The sequence below is a fragment of the Nostoc mirabile CHAB5784 genome, assembly GCF_020829645.1.
Classification (GTDB): domain Bacteria; phylum Cyanobacteriota; class Cyanobacteriia; order Cyanobacteriales; family Nostocaceae; genus Nostoc; species Nostoc mirabile.
Genome location: NZ_JAIVFS010000013.1, coordinates 117,033 through 133,438, shown reverse-complemented (window position 1 = coordinate 133,438; position 16,406 = coordinate 117,033). Strand labels below are relative to the sequence as shown.

At 41.8% G+C, this 16,406-nt stretch carries 12 protein-coding genes; 7 read left to right on the top strand and 5 right to left on the bottom strand.

All coding sequences use genetic code 11. The features are described 5' to 3' along the window. Positions 1-350 precede the first annotated feature (350 nt). Positions 351-2,675, bottom strand: coding sequence for a DNA helicase PcrA (pcrA, locus tag LC653_RS11705; protein ID WP_229494636.1), 2,325 nt, complete (start codon positions 2,673-2,675; stop codon positions 351-353). Positions 2,676-2,854: 179 nt separating this feature from the next. Between pcrA and LC653_RS11700 the strand changes: the two genes are divergently transcribed. From LC653_RS11700 to LC653_RS11680, 5 genes are all read left to right on the top strand, one after another. Further along, on the top strand, positions 2,855-3,106 hold the full coding sequence (locus LC653_RS11700; protein WP_229494635.1) for a hypothetical protein: 252 nt from the start codon (positions 2,855-2,857) through the stop codon (positions 3,104-3,106). 2 nt (positions 3,107-3,108) lie between these two features. Further along, positions 3,109-3,516, top strand: coding sequence for a type II toxin-antitoxin system VapC family toxin (locus LC653_RS11695; RefSeq protein WP_229494634.1), 408 nt, complete (start codon positions 3,109-3,111; stop codon positions 3,514-3,516). A 595-nt stretch (positions 3,517-4,111) separates the two neighbouring features. Then, complete coding sequence (locus LC653_RS11690) at positions 4,112-5,080, top strand: sodium-dependent bicarbonate transport family permease (protein WP_229494633.1); 969 nt, start codon at positions 4,112-4,114, stop codon at positions 5,078-5,080. A gap of 4 nt (positions 5,081-5,084) precedes the next feature. Next, positions 5,085-5,396: a P-II family nitrogen regulator gene (locus LC653_RS11685; RefSeq protein ID WP_229494632.1), complete on the top strand. Its 312-nt coding sequence runs from the start codon at positions 5,085-5,087 to the stop codon at positions 5,394-5,396. A gap of 27 nt (positions 5,397-5,423) precedes the next feature. Next, complete coding sequence (locus LC653_RS11680) at positions 5,424-6,125, top strand: carbonic anhydrase (protein ID WP_229494640.1); 702 nt, start codon at positions 5,424-5,426, stop codon at positions 6,123-6,125. Positions 6,126-7,098: 973 nt separating this feature from the next. On the opposite strand, the gene LC653_RS11675 is transcribed toward LC653_RS11680, so the two are convergent. Continuing rightward, complete coding sequence (locus LC653_RS11675; protein ID WP_229494631.1) at positions 7,099-8,772, bottom strand: sensor histidine kinase; 1,674 nt, start codon at positions 8,770-8,772, stop codon at positions 7,099-7,101. A 1,542-nt stretch (positions 8,773-10,314) separates the two neighbouring features. Here LC653_RS11675 and LC653_RS11670 point away from each other — a divergent pair. After that, complete coding sequence (locus LC653_RS11670) at positions 10,315-10,752, top strand: CAAD domain-containing protein (RefSeq protein WP_229488480.1); 438 nt, start codon at positions 10,315-10,317, stop codon at positions 10,750-10,752. A 1,090-nt stretch (positions 10,753-11,842) separates the two neighbouring features. Here LC653_RS11670 and LC653_RS11665 read toward each other — a convergent pair. Then, entirely contained in the window at positions 11,843-12,982 is a 1,140-nt protein-coding gene (locus LC653_RS11665) for an S-layer homology domain-containing protein (protein ID WP_229494630.1), read from the bottom strand. A 100-nt stretch (positions 12,983-13,082) separates the two neighbouring features. Then, the gene (locus LC653_RS11660; RefSeq protein WP_229494629.1) at positions 13,083-13,910 is read right to left on the bottom strand and encodes a Uma2 family endonuclease; all 828 of its coding nucleotides are present in this window, start codon (positions 13,908-13,910) and stop codon (positions 13,083-13,085) included. 325 nt (positions 13,911-14,235) lie between these two features. Between LC653_RS11660 and LC653_RS11655 the strand changes: the two genes are divergently transcribed. Next, entirely contained in the window at positions 14,236-15,594 is a 1,359-nt protein-coding gene (locus LC653_RS11655) for a sensor histidine kinase (RefSeq protein ID WP_229494628.1), read from the top strand. A 124-nt stretch (positions 15,595-15,718) separates the two neighbouring features. Here LC653_RS11655 and LC653_RS11650 read toward each other — a convergent pair whose 3' ends face one another. Next, complete coding sequence (locus LC653_RS11650) at positions 15,719-16,303, bottom strand: hypothetical protein (protein ID WP_229494627.1); 585 nt, start codon at positions 16,301-16,303, stop codon at positions 15,719-15,721. Positions 16,304-16,406: the final 103 nt, after the last annotated feature.

Sequence of the window (16,406 nt, the reverse complement as noted above, 5' to 3'; positions counted from 1 at the left end):
AAATGCAGTTCCCTCCCCTTGACAAGGGGAGGGTTAGGGTGGGGTAACGCGGGTCGTGATGGGAAGCCAGAGAACTGAATATCACGTCTTGACAAGGGTTTCACGTTAAGTTGACACCAATGGGCATTGCCATGCCCCTACGATAAATCTATATGTATCAAGGTTTTCGTGAATTGGTATCAGCTAACAGTTAAGCTACTTTTAGCTTAAGTTGACACCAATGAGCAAAGCTTAGCCCCTACAGCATGGTCTATTTAGGAGCGCAAAATAATTAAGAAAAGCCTGAAACAACCTATTTTAGCTAATGCACATCACGATGCATTTGTACAATGCGTAAGTCCTAAATTATATCACTCTACTCGTTGCAACTGCGCTACTCTTGGGTCAACAATTTTTTGTCCCAAGCTGGCAAATTTAATTGCTACAGACATCTTATTACCTGTTCCGAAGACATGAGTGATTTCACCAAGTCCAAAAGTTTTATGTAATACTCGATCGCCTACTTGCCAATTCTGCTTCGTATCTTGCTTTCCATTCGGAGTAGAGGCACTTTTGGTATAACTTTGACGACTCAGGCGTTGAGTGGTTAATAATTCTTCTGGTAATTCGTCGAGAAATTGCGATCGCATGGCGGGTTCACGAGAACCATACAAACGGCGTTCCCGCGCGTGTGATATATACAACCTTTCTTGGGCGCGAGTAATGCCCACATAACATAGGCGGCGTTCTTCTTCCAAAGATGCGGGATCACTTAGCGATCGGTAGCCAGGAAATAGCCCTTGTTCTAATCCCACCAAAAATACTACGGGAAATTCCAAACCTTTGGAAGCGTGCAAAGTCATCAAAGAAACGGCTGTCTGTCCTTCTTTTAAGTTATCCAAATCGGAACTGAGGGCGGCACTATTCAGAAAGTCTCGCAGGGAAACTTCTTCATTTTCTTCTTGAAATTGCAGTGCAGCGTTATAAAGTTCTTGAACGTTTTGTACCCGATCTGTAGCTTCATCTGTGCCTTGATTCATCAAGTCTTGAACGTAACCAGAATCTTCTAGTATTCCTTGCAAAACGTCAGTCACGGGAAGTGTGGCGATTTGTCCTTGCCAACGGCTAATCATTTCGGCAAAGCTATTTACAGCTTTTGTCGCCCGTCCAGCTAATGTATTAACTGATGTTTCATCGCTGAGTATTTCCCACAGGGTTGTCCCTAGTTGCTGAGAGGCGTTAACCAATGCGTCAATAGTGGTTTTGCCAATCCCTCGCCGGGGAGTATTAATAACTCGTAATAAACTGACTGTATCAGATGGGTTAGCGATCGCTCTTAAATACGCGATAACATCTTTAATTTCTTTGCGATCGTAAAATCTCATTCCCCCCACAACTGTGTAAGGAATTTGATATTTCACCAACAATTCTTCAAAGGGTCGAGATTGGGCATTCGTCCGATAAAGTATGGCAAAACTACCCCAGTCCAACTCTGGATTTTGGTTTTTTAAAGTACTAATTTGATTAATTACAAATGCCGCTTCTGCCAGTTCTTCATCCGCTTTGTGACAAGTAATCTGCTCACCCGGCCCCCGCGTCGGTTTGAGGACTTTATCAATCCGTTGAGTGTTATTTTCAATCAGTTCATTAGCCGCTTGCAGAATGTTTTCACAAGAACGATAGTTTTCTTCAAGCTTAACCATCGTCCGGGTGTCATCATCTAGCAAACCATCGCCAAAGTCTTCCTGAAATCCTAGCAAGATGGTGAAATCTGCCATCCGAAAGCTGTAAATTGATTGATCTGCATCGCCAACAACGAAAACTGAGCGATTTTGCCATTCCCATTCGCTCTTTCTGGTTTCGCCATTAGTAACCAATAAGTGGATGAGTTGATACTGAGTCCGGTTAGTATCCTGATATTCATCTACGAGGATATGGCGAAACTTGCGGTGCCAGTAACCCAAAACTTGCTCATTTTGTTGAAATAATCTCGTAGGTACAAGAATAAGATCGTCAAAGTCGAGAGCGTTATTTTGTGCTAACTTATCTTGATATAAATTGTAGACTTGGGCAATTATCCGTCCGCGATAATGGGGTTGATCTTGCTCAAATTCTTGGGGTGATAAACCTTGGTTTTTAGCGTTACTAATAGCGTAGCGGACAGAGCGAGCGTCAAATTTTTTATCGTCTAAATTTAACTGTTTATTGACAATTTCTTTAATCAGAGTCATCACATCTGATTCATCAAAGATAGAAAAATTGCGATTCCAACGCCGTCCTTTTTCGTCTACATATTTTTCAATATCGAAGCGGAGAATGCGAGAAAATAGACTGTGGAAAGTGCCACACCATAAATCTTTGATAGTATCTTTGTAAACTTGCGATCGCAGTAGCGTTTGTTGATATTCTGTCAACAAATCAAAACGCTGTCCGTGTTGTTTCATCGCCAGTTGTTCCGCAAACAGCCGTTGAATCCGGTCCTTCATTTCCCGTGCGGCTTTGTTGGTAAAAGTAACCGCCAAAATATTCTCTGGATCAACGCGGTGTTTGAGAATCAGATTCGCAATGCGATAAGTCAGCGCTCGTGTTTTACCGGAACCTGCGCCAGCAACAACTAGCAACGGGCCGCAGTAATGTTCGACAGCTTGACGTTGGCTGGGGTTAAGGTGACTGAGAAAGTCGATGGTTGTTGTCATGGATGTGAAAAAGCGATGTCTAAGGGCGGGCTACGCCTACGCCTGGCGTCACATCAATAGAGAGTTGCTATTGCCCAGGTTACAACATCTTAACGAAACTTGGTAAATAAAGATTGTGTGGGAATATTCTTAACCAGAATGGTACTCTATCATGATTTATGTAGAAGCAAGAAAAAGCTATGCTGTCAGTCAAAGGCACATTCCAAAACGGTGTGGTTCATCCTAACGAACCAATTGAAGGGCATGAGGGGCAGTCAGTTATAATCGTGTTTGTTGAAGAAAACCGCACACCTGAGCCAACAACCCCAGAAGACTCAGATTGGCATAAACTGAGGCAGTTAATTAAAAACTGTGCAGTTGATACAGATATTGGCGACTTGGCACACCAGCATGACCATTATCTCTATGGAATGCCAAAGCGAGAATCATAACCTTGACGAAAGTTTTTGTAGATACAGCCGCCTGGATTGCCCTTCTTAATGTTAGGGATAATCTTCATCACCAGGCAAATGAGGTAATGGATAGACTTCTGCGCTTAGAAACACCTTTGGTGACAACAGAGTTTGTACTATTGGAGGTTGCAGATGCTCTATGTACACCAGTCAGCCGTATTCAGACAGTTGCTTTCATCAACAGTTTGCGAGTTTTAAAAAGTGTGCAAATCATCCCTTTCGACCAAAAATTGCTGGATGAAGGTTGGATGTTATACAGCCAGCGTCCTGATAAAGATTGGGGACTAACTGACTGTATTAGCTTTGCGGTGATGACACAGGAGGGGATTACTCAAGCCTTTACATCTGACCGTCATTTTCAGCAAGCGGGATTTACCAAATTGTTGTAAATCAAAAAATACTGGGATTTAGGCAAGGTTTGTGTTGTGGCAATTCATGATTGCCACGACAATACGTTAACTTTTCTACATAGATAGGTTAGCCACCAGTTATTCCTGCGCGTTCTGTCGTAAAATCAGCGACGGGGAATCAAACATCATAAAAATACTAGACAAGCTCTAACTTATTCTGTTGTCAACAGTAAGGGCAATTCATGAATTGCCCCTACAGGCTTTCGTAGGGACACCGCAATGTTCCGTAGCGCGTGGTTTATTGAAGTGAAAAACGCTGTAATACCTAACTGAGAGTATTGTCACCAATAGGACTATTCACTCCTTGAGTACCCAATTGACCAAAATAATTACTAATTCGTAATTCGTAATTAAATGGATACAGAGCCAACACTGAAATCTTTGATTCAGTGGTCAACAATCAGCTTTTGGGTTCAGAGCAAACACTGATTACAACTACGAATTACGAATTATCAATTACGAATTATATTGACATTGGGTAGCGATACACGGTACATCATGATTCAACCGTTAAATTTTTAAAGATGAAAAATTTCTTTAATTTCAGGTTTAACCAATACAAGGAGGGGTGGATATGGATATCAGCTTAATTGTATCCAACATTTTGAATCCGCCAATCCTGTTTTTCTTTTTAGGCATGACTGCTGTTTTTGTCAAGTCTGATCTAGAAATTCCCGCACCAATGCCCAAACTCTTTTCGCTGTACCTGCTGTTTGCCATTGGTTTTAAGGGAGGTGTAGAACTAATCAAAAGTGGCATCACTCAGGAAGTAGTTTTAACACTCGTGGCAGCAATGATGATGGCTTGCCTTGTTCCAATTTACACCTTTTTTATTCTCAAGTTGAAACTGGATACTTACGATGCTGCTGCGATCGCAGCAACCTACGGCTCTATCAGTGCCGTCACCTTCATCACGGCTAGCGCTTTTTTAACTGAGCTTGGCATTACTTTTGATGGTTACATGGTGGCAGCCCTTGCCCTGATGGAATCCCCAGCGATTATAGTTGGTCTAATTTTGGTGAATATATTCACTAACGATGGAAAGCGGGACTTTTCGTGGCCGGAAGTCTTGCAAGAAGCATTTCTTAATAGTTCAGTTTTTCTCCTAGTCGGTAGTCTCTTGATCGGTGTCTTGACAGGAGAACGCGGTTGGCACCTATTAGAACCTTTTACTCAAGGGTTGTTTTATGGTGTTCTCACCTTCTTTTTACTGGACATGGGACTAGTCGCTGCCAGAAGAATTAAAGACTTGCAAAAAACCGGAGTTTTCCTGATTTTATTTGCCATACTAATTCCAATACTCAATGCAGGCATTGGGTTGGTGATTGCTAAACTCATCGGTATGCCTCGCGGAGATTCGCTGTTATTCGCTGTATTGTGTGCCAGTGCTTCTTACATCGCTGTCCCGGCGGCTATGCGGATGACTGTTCCAGAAGCAAATCCCAGCCTGTATGTTTCAACCGCTCTAGCAGTAACATTCCCGTTCAATATTATTGTGGGAATTCCGTTATATCTCTACGGAATTAACCTATTCTGGAGGTAATAATATGCACGTAGTTAAAAAGATAGAAATTATCGCCAACTCCTTTGAACTTGCCAAAATTTTAGATAATTTAGACAAGTCGGGTGTACATAACCATGCCGTAATCCGAAATGTTGCTGGTAAAGGATTACGAGGAACGACAGAAGATTTAGACATGACCATGCTTGATAATGTTTACATCCTCGCCTTTTGTATGCCAGAACAACTCAAGCGTGTTGTCGAAAATATCAAACCACTCCTTAATAAGTTCGGAGGTACTTGCTACGTTTCCGATGTGATGGAAATTCGCTCTGTCAGATGTGTCGCGTCGATGTAGGAGAGTTATAAATCAATGAAGCATTTCATGGAACGTCGTGACTTTTTGAAGTTGGGAATGACTGGGGCGTTTGGAATGATGCTATCCGCCAGCGATTTGTTTTGGCGGGTGGAACAGGCTAAAGCTGCCGAAATACCCTCAAGTTCCCCTGAATCCCTCAGTCCCGATGCAGCATTGCAAAAGCTGATAGAGGGGAATCAGCGATTTGTTGCTCATCAACCCCAATACCCCGATCAATCTGCACTGCGGTTGCAGGAAGTTGCTCAAGCTCAACATCCATTTGCAACTATTCTTAGTTGTGCGGATTCACGAGTCCCCGCAGAAATTGTTTTTGATCAGGGCATTGGAGACATTTTTGATGTTCGGATTGCCGGAAATATCGCTACGCCTGAAGCGATCGGTAGTATTGAATATGCGGTTGTCTTATTAGCCTCTCCGCTATTGATGGTGATGGGGCATGAACGTTGCGGGGCTGTAACCGCCGCAGTCCAAAACGAATCGTTACTCGGTGATATTAGTACTTTTGTGAAGGCAATTAAGCCAGCAGTGGAAAAGGTCAAGAGTCAGCCGGGTGACGCGGTTGAGAATGCTGTGGTTGCCAATGTGCAACATCAAATTGAACGGTTGGAGCGATCGCAGCTTTTAACTGAGCAGGTGCGATCGGGTAAATTGAAAATTGTCGGAGGTCGTTACGATTTGGATACAGGGAGGGTAACTATTATTACTTAGTTCGGCAGAGGATTTCCAACAATTAAACAATTCAAAATTTAAAAATTGTTGGAGACTCTGATTCCCGACTGAAAAACTGTTTACTGTTCACTGATCAGCTAATGAGCATTTAAGTTGCATATAGCGGTTCTCAATTGCATAGAATACAGACCATTTGTAGGGGCTAAGCTTTGCTCATACGTGTCAACTTAACGTAAAAGTTATGTCCCGCAAGGAACTGAAGTTCCTTGCTAATAGCGAAAGTCATCTAAAGATGACTAAATAATCCGAAAAATCTTTAGTCTACTTTAGTAGACTTTAGCTATTAGCCTAGAACTTTAGTTCGAGGCGGGCGAGTCAGCTAACAGTTAAGCTACTTTTAGCTTAAGTTGACACCAGTGAGCAATGCTATGCCCTATTGTGTATTGCTTCCATTCGAGAACCGCTATAAAAACAGGGCTAGAGCCGCTTACTACATTTTTTGTAACGATATCGAATTGTTAGCTCAGTAATTACACGACGCTAGAGAACAAATAGTTGAGAACGGACTTGTGTTCTGAACGAATAGGCTTGTGTTCTGAACGAATGAACTTGTGTTCTGAACGAATAGGCTTGTGTTCTGAACGAATGGACTTGTGTTCTGAACGAATGGACTTGTGTTCTGAACGAATGGACTTGTGTTCTGAACGAATGGACTTGTGTTCTGAACGAATGGACTTGTGTTCTGAACGAATGGACTTGTCCGGTTGATTACTTATTAAACCCGAAGAACCCCAATACGCTTGGGTTAAGAAGAATCGTAGGTTGGGTTGAACTTTAGTGTTACCCAACAAAGCCTTGATAATGTTGGGTTTCGTTCCTCAACCCAACCTACTCCAGAGTGATTTTTCAGGCAAAACCTACGCAGTATAAAGAACTTCTGCCGACGCTCGCGGACTCGCTAACGCTGCGCTATCCTCCCTCCTATGCCCAATGCCCAATACCCCAGCCCCATTCAATCCTGTACAGTCATTGGCAGACGAATGGTGAAAGTAGAACCAACTCCCGGCTGACTTTTGACAATAATCTCGCCACCCATCATCTGGCAAAAGTGGCGGCTAATTGCTAACCCTAGTCCCGTACCTCCATACTTTTTCGTAGTCGAGGTATCTCCTTGTGTAAAAGGTTTAAATAACTGCTGCTGTTGACCTTGAGACATACCTATGCCTGTGTCAGTAACAGTGAAAGTAATCATGCCCAAAGGAGCCTCCGGTCGAAATTCATCCTTTTCTCTTTTGACTGTCAACGTCACCTTGCCGTTTGTAGTAAATTTACTGGCGTTGCTTAGTAAGTTTAACAACACCTGCCGCATCCTAGTTTGATCGGCGTACATCATGCCAAGTTGCTCATCAAAATGCACTTCTAAAACATTGGCATTTTTTTCTATAGCTGGTTTGACTGTGAGGACAACATTATAAATCAGCGTCGCAATCTCGAATGTCTCTGGATAAAGAGTCATTTTCCCCGCTTCAATTTTTGACAAGTCGAGGATTTCGTTAATCAAGTGCAGTAGATGCTTACCAGCAGAGTTAATTGTTTCTAAATCTGTGATAAAATCTGCCGATAAACCAAGATCGGTAGCGTCGTCTTCTAGAAGTTGACTTAAGCCAATGACAGCATTTAATGGTGTGCGTAATTCGTGGCTGACATTGGCTAAAAATACGCTTTTTGCTTTGCTAGCAGCTTCGGCTAATTCTTTAGCTTGTTGTAGTTCTTTTGTTCGCTCAGATACTCGCTCAATTAGACGATTTAAAGATTTGGCGAGTAGGCCAATTTCATCTTCAGTGGTGACAGGCGCTCGCAAATCGAAATTATGTTTCCTTGCAACTTGTTCAGCTACTTGGGTTACAGTGATAACTGGTTCAGCGATCGCTCGACTGGTACGCCAAGCTACAATGGCTGCGATCGCCACCGAAACCAGCATACTCACGATCACGATCAATCGCTCAACTATTTTTGCCTGCTCAACGGCTTTTTGCCTTTCTTGCTCTTGTTCTTGGGCAGTTTGCAGGATGTTAGTCAAGCTTTGAGAAAGCTGGTCTAGCCGCATGGCTGTTTGACCACGCATAATTGTTAATAATTGCGATCGGGCAGAGGAAATCTGCTGAGGCTGCACTTGTTGAGAGTCAATTTTCTGTAAGACGACTTCGATTTGGTCAACGTAAGCTTTTAAATTTGTCTTGTAATCCAGCAATAACGTCTGTAAAGTCGAACTTGTTGCTGCTAGTCTTTTAGGTTTACTGTCAATAAATCCGCCAATTTTTGACTCTAATTGCTTGGCTTTTTCAACATTATTCAGAAAATCGGCTTTTTTGGTTTGTAGCTGTTGTGAATTTTCCAATACAGCAACTAAGTTAGAGCTATGTAACTGTGCCCCTACTACTGCATCTTTATAATTACTCAGTAGTTGCCCTTGTTCATAGGCTTGATTGAATTGCCTGACTTCCCTTCCCCGGTAGTAGTTGGCGATCACTAACCCAGTCAGTGAGCCAAAAAAGCCAATTCCGATAGCTACAAAGTACCCATAGCCAATTTTTTGATGGATGCGCCAAGAACTGGCTTTGAGCTTCCCTCGTGAGGGAAATTCTATGGTCGGGAGTTCGTCTGTCGATCGCTCTTCGGCTGACACTTTTTTGCTTTCTGAACTGCTGTCGATAGGGGTTGGCTTTTGAGGAAGGCATTTCTCAAACCTCCTTGCCTTCCCGCAAAAATCACCAAATCAGTTTAGCTTGTGCAAACACTTTAATTGGTGATTAACATTTACATTATCTTCTTTTATAGCAATAGCAAATCATTACTTACTATATAATTAACATATACTTATATAATATAGGTAGTTTTGATAGCAATGCTCCTAAGTACAGTTACTGAGAGCGAATAGAATTCACTTTTTTCAGCAGCAACAAATAATTCCCTGCATTAAGGGACTTCCAAGAAATAAATTATCCAAATGAACGAACCACAGAGATGCAGAGAACACAGAGAGGGGAGAAATAGATAAGATTTTTGCGTCAGTTTTGGGATATTTTTTTATTTGGAAGTCCCTAAAGACCTATCTGAGACTGTCTTCTTCTTAACACAACACTTTCCTCAATATGCGGTTGATAACAATGAGTTATTGCCATCAGTATGGCACTACTCTACCTTAACTGCTTCTTTATAAAATTAATACAATCAGGAAAAAAACAAAAGCTTTGACATTTGTTGAGCATTGGGCATCCCTTCGACTTACCTCGGCAACGCTTGGCACAAGTCGCTCGGCACAAGTCGGCACGAGTTGCTCAGGGCAAGTGGGCATGGGGCATTGGAAAGAGGACTTGGGGACAAGGGGAAAGACTTGTTGCAAGTTCTCACCTCTTGTCACTTTGTCACCTTGTCTTCCCTGCTTCCCCTACTCCCTCATCTCCAAAGCAGGAACATCATAAAATAGGTTAAAAGTCTAGTCTGTGTGAACACACAAAAATTTTTATCGAGGAAGGCAGTTCGAGCTTACGGAAAACTGCCTCTTCCAAGGGGAGACGCCAAAAGCGATCAGTAAGAACTGCTGCGACCAATAGGCCAGGGTGCATGGTTTAAGTACCCCTACTATTGCGTCAGCTTCCCGCTCTTTGAGAGTTCAGTGGCTCCAAGTCATCCAAGGTGGTCACTGAGCAGTTCGGCAGGCTCACTGTAAAACTTTGCCGAAGTGTCGAATAAAGGGATGATTTGCTCCTCTGCCTCCTTCAATACGTATTAATATCAATACGAATGCGTTAATTGACGAATGGGGCTTAAGATAGCTTTAATATCGGCTAAAATCGGGTTTTAGGCTTATATAAATGAGAGGTGGGCTGATTTTTGCCAGATTTGTACTTAAATTTAGTACGATTATGAGCGAATGACACGGAATGGGATAATCACAACCTGAGGATTCCACTTGATTCAAGAAAAGAACTCAGAAAGCTGATCAGAATACATCCTGCTGGCTTCTTAGTTCTATCCTCATCCTGAGTGTCTACCTTGTAGTTGATGCAGTAGATATTATGGGGCAATTATAGTTATAGGACACTAAAACCCTTTTGTGCCCTTTACACAATTGTACTAATGCACAAGTGCATTACCTAATCAACAGCCTTTTGGTTGTAATTATCCAGATTAGAAAAACTCAACTGTCAAATATATAGGAGTGAAAATGCCAGAACAAGAATTTACCGAAACCGCATCCAAAGAGACTACAGTGGCAGAAATCAACAGCCAAACAGGAACCATCACCAAACTCCAGCCTCCCGCACAGTCTCAAGATGAATGGCAAAAATATGGTGAGCAAATTTCTAGCTTTTTAGCAACATTGCCAGAATATCTGGGAAGCTTCTTTAATCAATATAAGCAACCCCTGATCACTGTTGGTTTAATTGTGGGATCAATTGTTGGGGTTAAAGTACTCTTGGCAATATTAGATGCTTTGAATGATATCCCGTTGGTAGCACCTACTTTTGAGTTGATCGGTATTGGTTACTCTGCCTGGTTTGTTTACCGCTATTTACTCAAAGCCTCAACCAGGAAAGAGTTAACTAGTGAAATCACTACTCTTAAATCACAAGTGGTTGGTCAACAAATTCCAGAAGCTTAATAGTGATTATCGCTTCTGTATGAGACGCTTTGCGTAGCTTGCTTGCTTCTTTGAAGGAGTACGGCAAGCTCAGGGCAAGGCGCTATGCGTAGCTTGCTCCTGTGTAGGAGTACCCTCTAATTGCAAATCACCGAAGTCTGATCGCCGACTTCTGGCGATCAGACTTCTCTCAAAATTCCCTACGAAGGTCATTAACAATTCGTAATTCGTGAGTTCGATGAACCTCTCCCAGACTTGAACTAAAGTTCAAGTTTGTCCCTCTCCGATTCGGAGAGGGACTGTTTTGTATAGTAAAACCTCTTAAAGGTCTTTTTATCGGAAATTAAAGGGTTTAAGACCCCAACCATTACACGTAGCGCAGTTTCAGTTGGGGTTTAAATCCCCATCTGAAAATGTCTAAAATGTTTGAATTTTGAATTTTGAATTGTTAATAAGTCTCGTTAGGCGAACACCACATAAGCCTTGATACTCCCCAGCCCTAAAGGGCTTGTTATTACCAACATCTTTATAAATCTTTGCTTCGTTGCCATCCCGCCTTGGAATAAATTCCAAGGCTAATAGCTAAAGTCCTCTCAAGAGGACTAAATAGAAGATTTTAACTAATGTAAATAGCTATACTCTGTAAAAGCGAAAATTTTAGTCCACTTGAGTGGACAGTAGCTCTGAGCGGCAAAACTTCAGTTCTGGGCGGGATATCAGTCAGGGTTACAATACTGCTCGGGTTTTGGTGCATAGTCATTGGAGATCCCCCTTAGTCCCCCTTAAAAAGGGGGAAAATAAGGCATTTTTAGCCCCCCTTTTTAAGGGGGGTTGGGGGGATCGACTCAAAACCTACGCAGTATCAGTCAGGGTTACACTTTGACTTTTACAAAAATGTGGGTAACGACAAGGCCTGAAGTCAGGGGCTTGCGTCTCGCTTTCTGGTCAAACTTACATTTGGTTTAATTACGAATTACGAATTAGTAATTATTGTTAAGACTAGTATAACGGGCGCGGAAATAAACATACCATTTCAAATGGCACAAGAAGCTCGGAATACAATTATTTTGAATGCGTGAATGCGTGAATGCGTGACTTTTGCCTTGCGGTACTAGCCTCCTGTAGACAAGTTACCTTTTAAGTTCTGCTTTGGTGTGGGCGAGACTTTTGGAGACACGCCACCAGCTCGAACAATGTTTTGAGATGAAATTCCCTCCAACTTGCCCCCTTTTACTAAAGCTTGATGAATCATCGCTGCCACTTCAGCACGAGTAGCTACTTTGTTGGGAGCTAGAATTTGTGGATTTGGATAGTTAACTACCAGACCATTGGCTGTAGCAGCAGCTATTTTGCTGGTAGCATAGGTTGGAATATCTTTAGCATCTTTATAGACACTTAAAATCTGATTTTGGGAAGTGGGTGCTTTCAAATTCAACCCACTAACAAGGGCAACTAAAACTTGCACTCGCGTAATATTTTGTTGTGGTTTGAAGGTTTTTTTCGGGTAGCCTTTGAGAAATCCGGCACTGATGGCTCGGTCAATTGCTGGAGTTGCCCAGAATTTTGCTGGTACATCTTGAAATGCGATCGCAGTCTTAGACGGTTCTTGCTCTAAGGCTTTTTGCAGTATGGCAGCAAATTCGGCGCGGTTTACAGGCTGATTTGGTCTAAAAGAATAATCAGGAAACCCCTTGAGAATACCACGGGAAGAAAGAACATCTATAAAACGCCGACCCCAAAAGTTATTGGGCACATCGTTAAATGCAATTGGCGGCGGAATAATAGATTTTTGTTTTGCCGGAGTTACTAAAGGCAACGCTGATGATGTAATTGATGGCTCAAGCGCTGCTGAAGAGGATACAGGTTTCTGTGGTTGTGAGGATTGAGTTGGAATTATTTGAGCAGATGGTAACACTGCGCGGGAAGAAGTTGCGCTGTCAGTTGGGAATGAAGGTGTTTTGGGTTCAACAACAGCCTCAGGTGTAGAATAGGGCAAAACGTTGTTGGGGACTACATTTGGTTCCACCTTGGGAGTAGGGAAGGGCAATACTTGATTTGGTTGAACACTTCTAGACGGAGTAGAGGAAGGCGACAGCAGCCCGTTTAAGTTCCAGCTAGAATCCCTGCGGGATAATGACCAAAAAAGAATCGCTCCGATAGTGGCGAAGGCGACCAGAATGGCTATAAATTCATCAAAGCCAAGGGCAGTTCTTTGGGATGACTCCGGTTCGGAAGGAGGTCTATTTGTCATCGTGATTACCCTGGTAGCAGTAAAATTTGTGTCTAAATAAATTAAGCCACAGATTTAATTCGTAATTCGTAATTCGTAATTCGTAATTCATAGCAAAATATTAGGTTTCTGGTTCAACGCCGAGTGATCGCAATTGGGCAGCTAGGCGATCGGCTCTTTGAAGTTCCTGTTCAGCCCTTTCGCGTTCTTGTTCAGCCTTTTCGCGTTCTTGTTCAGCCTTTTCGCGTTCTTGTTCAGCCCTTTCGCGTTCTTGTTCAGCCCTTTCGCGTTCTTGTTCGGCTCTTTCATCGCCACTCAACAATAAATTACCTTGTAAATCCCACCAACGCAACCAGGGCAATTCCACATTTTGATAAACTCCTAGCCATAAACCTAATTCAACTTCTAAGGGGCCTATGGGATAATGTCCTCGTTCATTTGCTGCTAAAACCTGATACTGTCCTTCAATCAGATGATAAAGTTCTAAGCTGGCTTTACTCGCCTCATAAATGCCGTAGAAGGGAGGACGAATTACCTGCTCATAAATCCAAAATTTACCCTTCCAAGGAGTTTTATCTCGTTCTTCACTACCATCTCCAGAGACAAATTCCAAGACAATCAACGGGGCAATAAACTCTCGCCACAATACATAAGAACGTCGCGTTTGCCCATTCAGTGTAGGTGGTACATTCGGTACATAAAACCAATCCGGTGCTTCTGCTCCTTTTTCAGGGGGATCAGTCAAGCGCCAGTAAATGCCTAAATCCTGCCCAATACAATATTGACCTTCAGGATTTAATTGGTTGAGGACGGGTGTAATTGAGTCAGTTAGTAGGATGCTTTGGGGATGCTCTTGCCAATTTTTCACAAATGTGCCATCAGACTCAGGAAGCTGGGTATGGTCAGGGAAAGGAGTGAGGGCAGTGGATGGATTGGTTGCAGAGGTCATAATGCTGCCTTTGCACTTTTTGTAAAGGTTGTTTTTAGTTTAGCTTGCGATCGCTCTCTAAATATTCTCCACCCAGATTAGAAATCGCATACCTATTACTTCCAGTCGCCTTAGAACAATTTTCACCCTGACAGATCACTAGTACAGGTCGGTGGAAATAAACCTACCATTTTATTACAGCCAGAAAGCCCAAAATTCAAGTATGCGTGAATGCGTGACTTCCGCCTTGCGGTAGATACCCAAACTGAAATCGGATTTAGAGGGTGACAAAATGTAAAATATTAACTTATTGTTTACCTAATATTTGTAAAAATCAGGGTGTATAGTGCCAGAAGAATTCAGTTGCCAAATCTCACCGCCATTTGTGTCTCTTGGTAGCGATCGCGATATCGATTTAGATTCAACCCTCCAAGAACTACCAATGTACAACTTCTCAGTGGAAATCAATCACACTGGTATAGAAGTGGCTAGTTTTTTGGAAAAATACCCCCTGCTACCAGGAGTAATTTTGGTAGAACAGGGAAACTTCATTGGGATGATTTCGCGGCGGCGACTGCTAGAATTTTTGATTCGTCCATTCGGACAAGAGTTATTTGTTCAGCAACCATTAGCCGTTCTCTACAGCTATGCGCGGATACCGATGTTGCTGCTTGCTGATACAACATCGATTTTAACTGCAATGCAACTTAGCTTAAAGCGATCGCCAGAATTATTAGCAGAACCAATTGTAGTAGAAACAGAGTCTGGTGCTTATAGACTGTTAGATGTACAAGAATTGAATATTATTTCTTGGCAAATTCGGGGAATCGAGAATCTGGTGCGATATGAACGCAGCCAAGCCCAAATGATTCAAAATGATAAAATGGCAAATCTGGGACGTTTGGTAGACGGTGTAGCGCACGAAATTTTAGACCCAGTGGGTTTTATTTGGGGTAACATAACTTATGTTTCAACCTACAGCCAAGATTTGCTCAAGCTGATAGCAGCTTACGACAAAGAATTACCATCAGCTTCCCAGGCCATTAATCAGATTAAAGAAGAGATTGAATTTGATTTTTTAGAACAAGATTTGTCGCGATCGCTTGCTAGTATCCGCACTGGAGCAGAAAGATTAAAAAAACTTGTCACTAGTTTACAAAACTTCTGCCATATCGACGAGCTTTATCCTAAACCAGTAGATTTACACGCTTGTATAGATAGTATTATTTTATTAATTAATAGCCGTCTTCAAGGAGAAATTGAAATCGTCAAATATTACGGTCAATTACCCCCAGTATATTGCTTTATGGGGCAAATAAACCAGGTTTTGATGAATATTTTCAGCGAAGTTGTGGATACTTTACTCAATGAAGCAGTGCGACAGCAGTTGCATCGAGAAGATACAAAGACTCTTCAAAAACCCCGAATCGAGATTACTACAGAAGTAATTTCCCAAGAAGCAAGCAACCCAAATGCACCAGATTCTCGCTGGATATTAATTCGTATTGCCGACAATGGCCCTGGAGTGTCTCAAGAATTGCAACAGCAAATTATGGAGTCGTTTTCTCTTGAAACGAAGAATAGTAAAAATACTAGTTTAGCAGTAAGTTATCGAATTATAACCGTCAGGCATGGCGGAAAATTAAATTTCCATTCACAGATTGGTATAGGTACAAAATTTGAAATATTGTTACCTCTGGTGTAGCAACATATATTTAGGAAATTCTCCCACATATTAACAACTTTTTCAAATAAGCAATTGTTCAAATACTGATTTTGAAATCAGAATGATATCGTGTTGAAATTATTATTTTATAAGTTTAAGATACTTAGATAGTATTTGAGGCTTCCCACTCATCTAGAGAAACTTTAAACTCTCTATTAACTTCTTCCATAACTAATTTTTCTGTCTCAAAATAGCCAATTTCTGAAATTTCTCCGGCTTGGGATACATCGAAACGGTAAAAGCCAGAATCTGTTGTATATTGCACAATTCTAATTTCTTTAGGTGAATCTAATTCTTTTTCTATCCCATCTATACATATACGTCTATATATAGCTCCAGTAGATTTATGGTTTTGATTTAAGAAAACACGATGCTTGACTACAGGAAAGCGTTGTTTAAATAATTCAAAGAGTTCAAAGAATACATCACATGCCTTTGCTTCGTCTCCAACTTCTCGGAGAATGATATTTTTCCATCCTGCTGTTGATTCGTACCATTTATAATATCGAGCTACCCAGTCGTTGAACTGTGTAAAAGGAGGTGTCTCTTCTCCATAAAAGATCCCATTTTCCCCCAGAGCAAAAGAATAGCCACCAATAAAGCCGCTTAATGCAGTTAAGGAACGCTGTCCTAAATACATTCCTGGTCTTGATCTAATCATTGCTAAAATCTCATAAAGATTTTTCATTTATACTGCTTATTTAGAAACCAATATGTTTGAGTTAGTGATATTTTACCCTAGAATATACCCTCAACCCCACCCTTAAAAAGCAGGGCTGTTTCATTCTTTC

Bases quoted from the DNA above. Each gene is read 5' to 3' on its own strand.
- pcrA (WP_229494636.1), bottom strand. From the start codon at position 2,675: ATGACAACAACCATCGACTTTCTCAGTCACCTTAACCCCAGCCAACGT.
- LC653_RS11700 (WP_229494635.1), top strand. From the start codon at position 2,855: ATGCTGTCAGTCAAAGGCACATTCCAAAACGGTGTGGTTCATCCTAAC.
- LC653_RS11690 (WP_229494633.1), top strand. From the start codon at position 4,112: ATGGATATCAGCTTAATTGTATCCAACATTTTGAATCCGCCAATCCTG.
- LC653_RS11685 (WP_229494632.1), top strand. From the start codon at position 5,085: ATGCACGTAGTTAAAAAGATAGAAATTATCGCCAACTCCTTTGAACTT.
- LC653_RS11680 (WP_229494640.1), top strand. From the start codon at position 5,424: ATGGAACGTCGTGACTTTTTGAAGTTGGGAATGACTGGGGCGTTTGGA.
- LC653_RS11670 (WP_229488480.1), top strand. From the start codon at position 10,315: ATGCCAGAACAAGAATTTACCGAAACCGCATCCAAAGAGACTACAGTG.
- LC653_RS11665 (WP_229494630.1), bottom strand. From the start codon at position 12,982: ATGACAAATAGACCTCCTTCCGAACCGGAGTCATCCCAAAGAACTGCC.
- LC653_RS11660 (WP_229494629.1), bottom strand. From the start codon at position 13,910: ATGACCTCTGCAACCAATCCATCCACTGCCCTCACTCCTTTCCCTGAC.
- LC653_RS11650 (WP_229494627.1), bottom strand. From the start codon at position 16,303: ATGAAAAATCTTTATGAGATTTTAGCAATGATTAGATCAAGACCAGGA.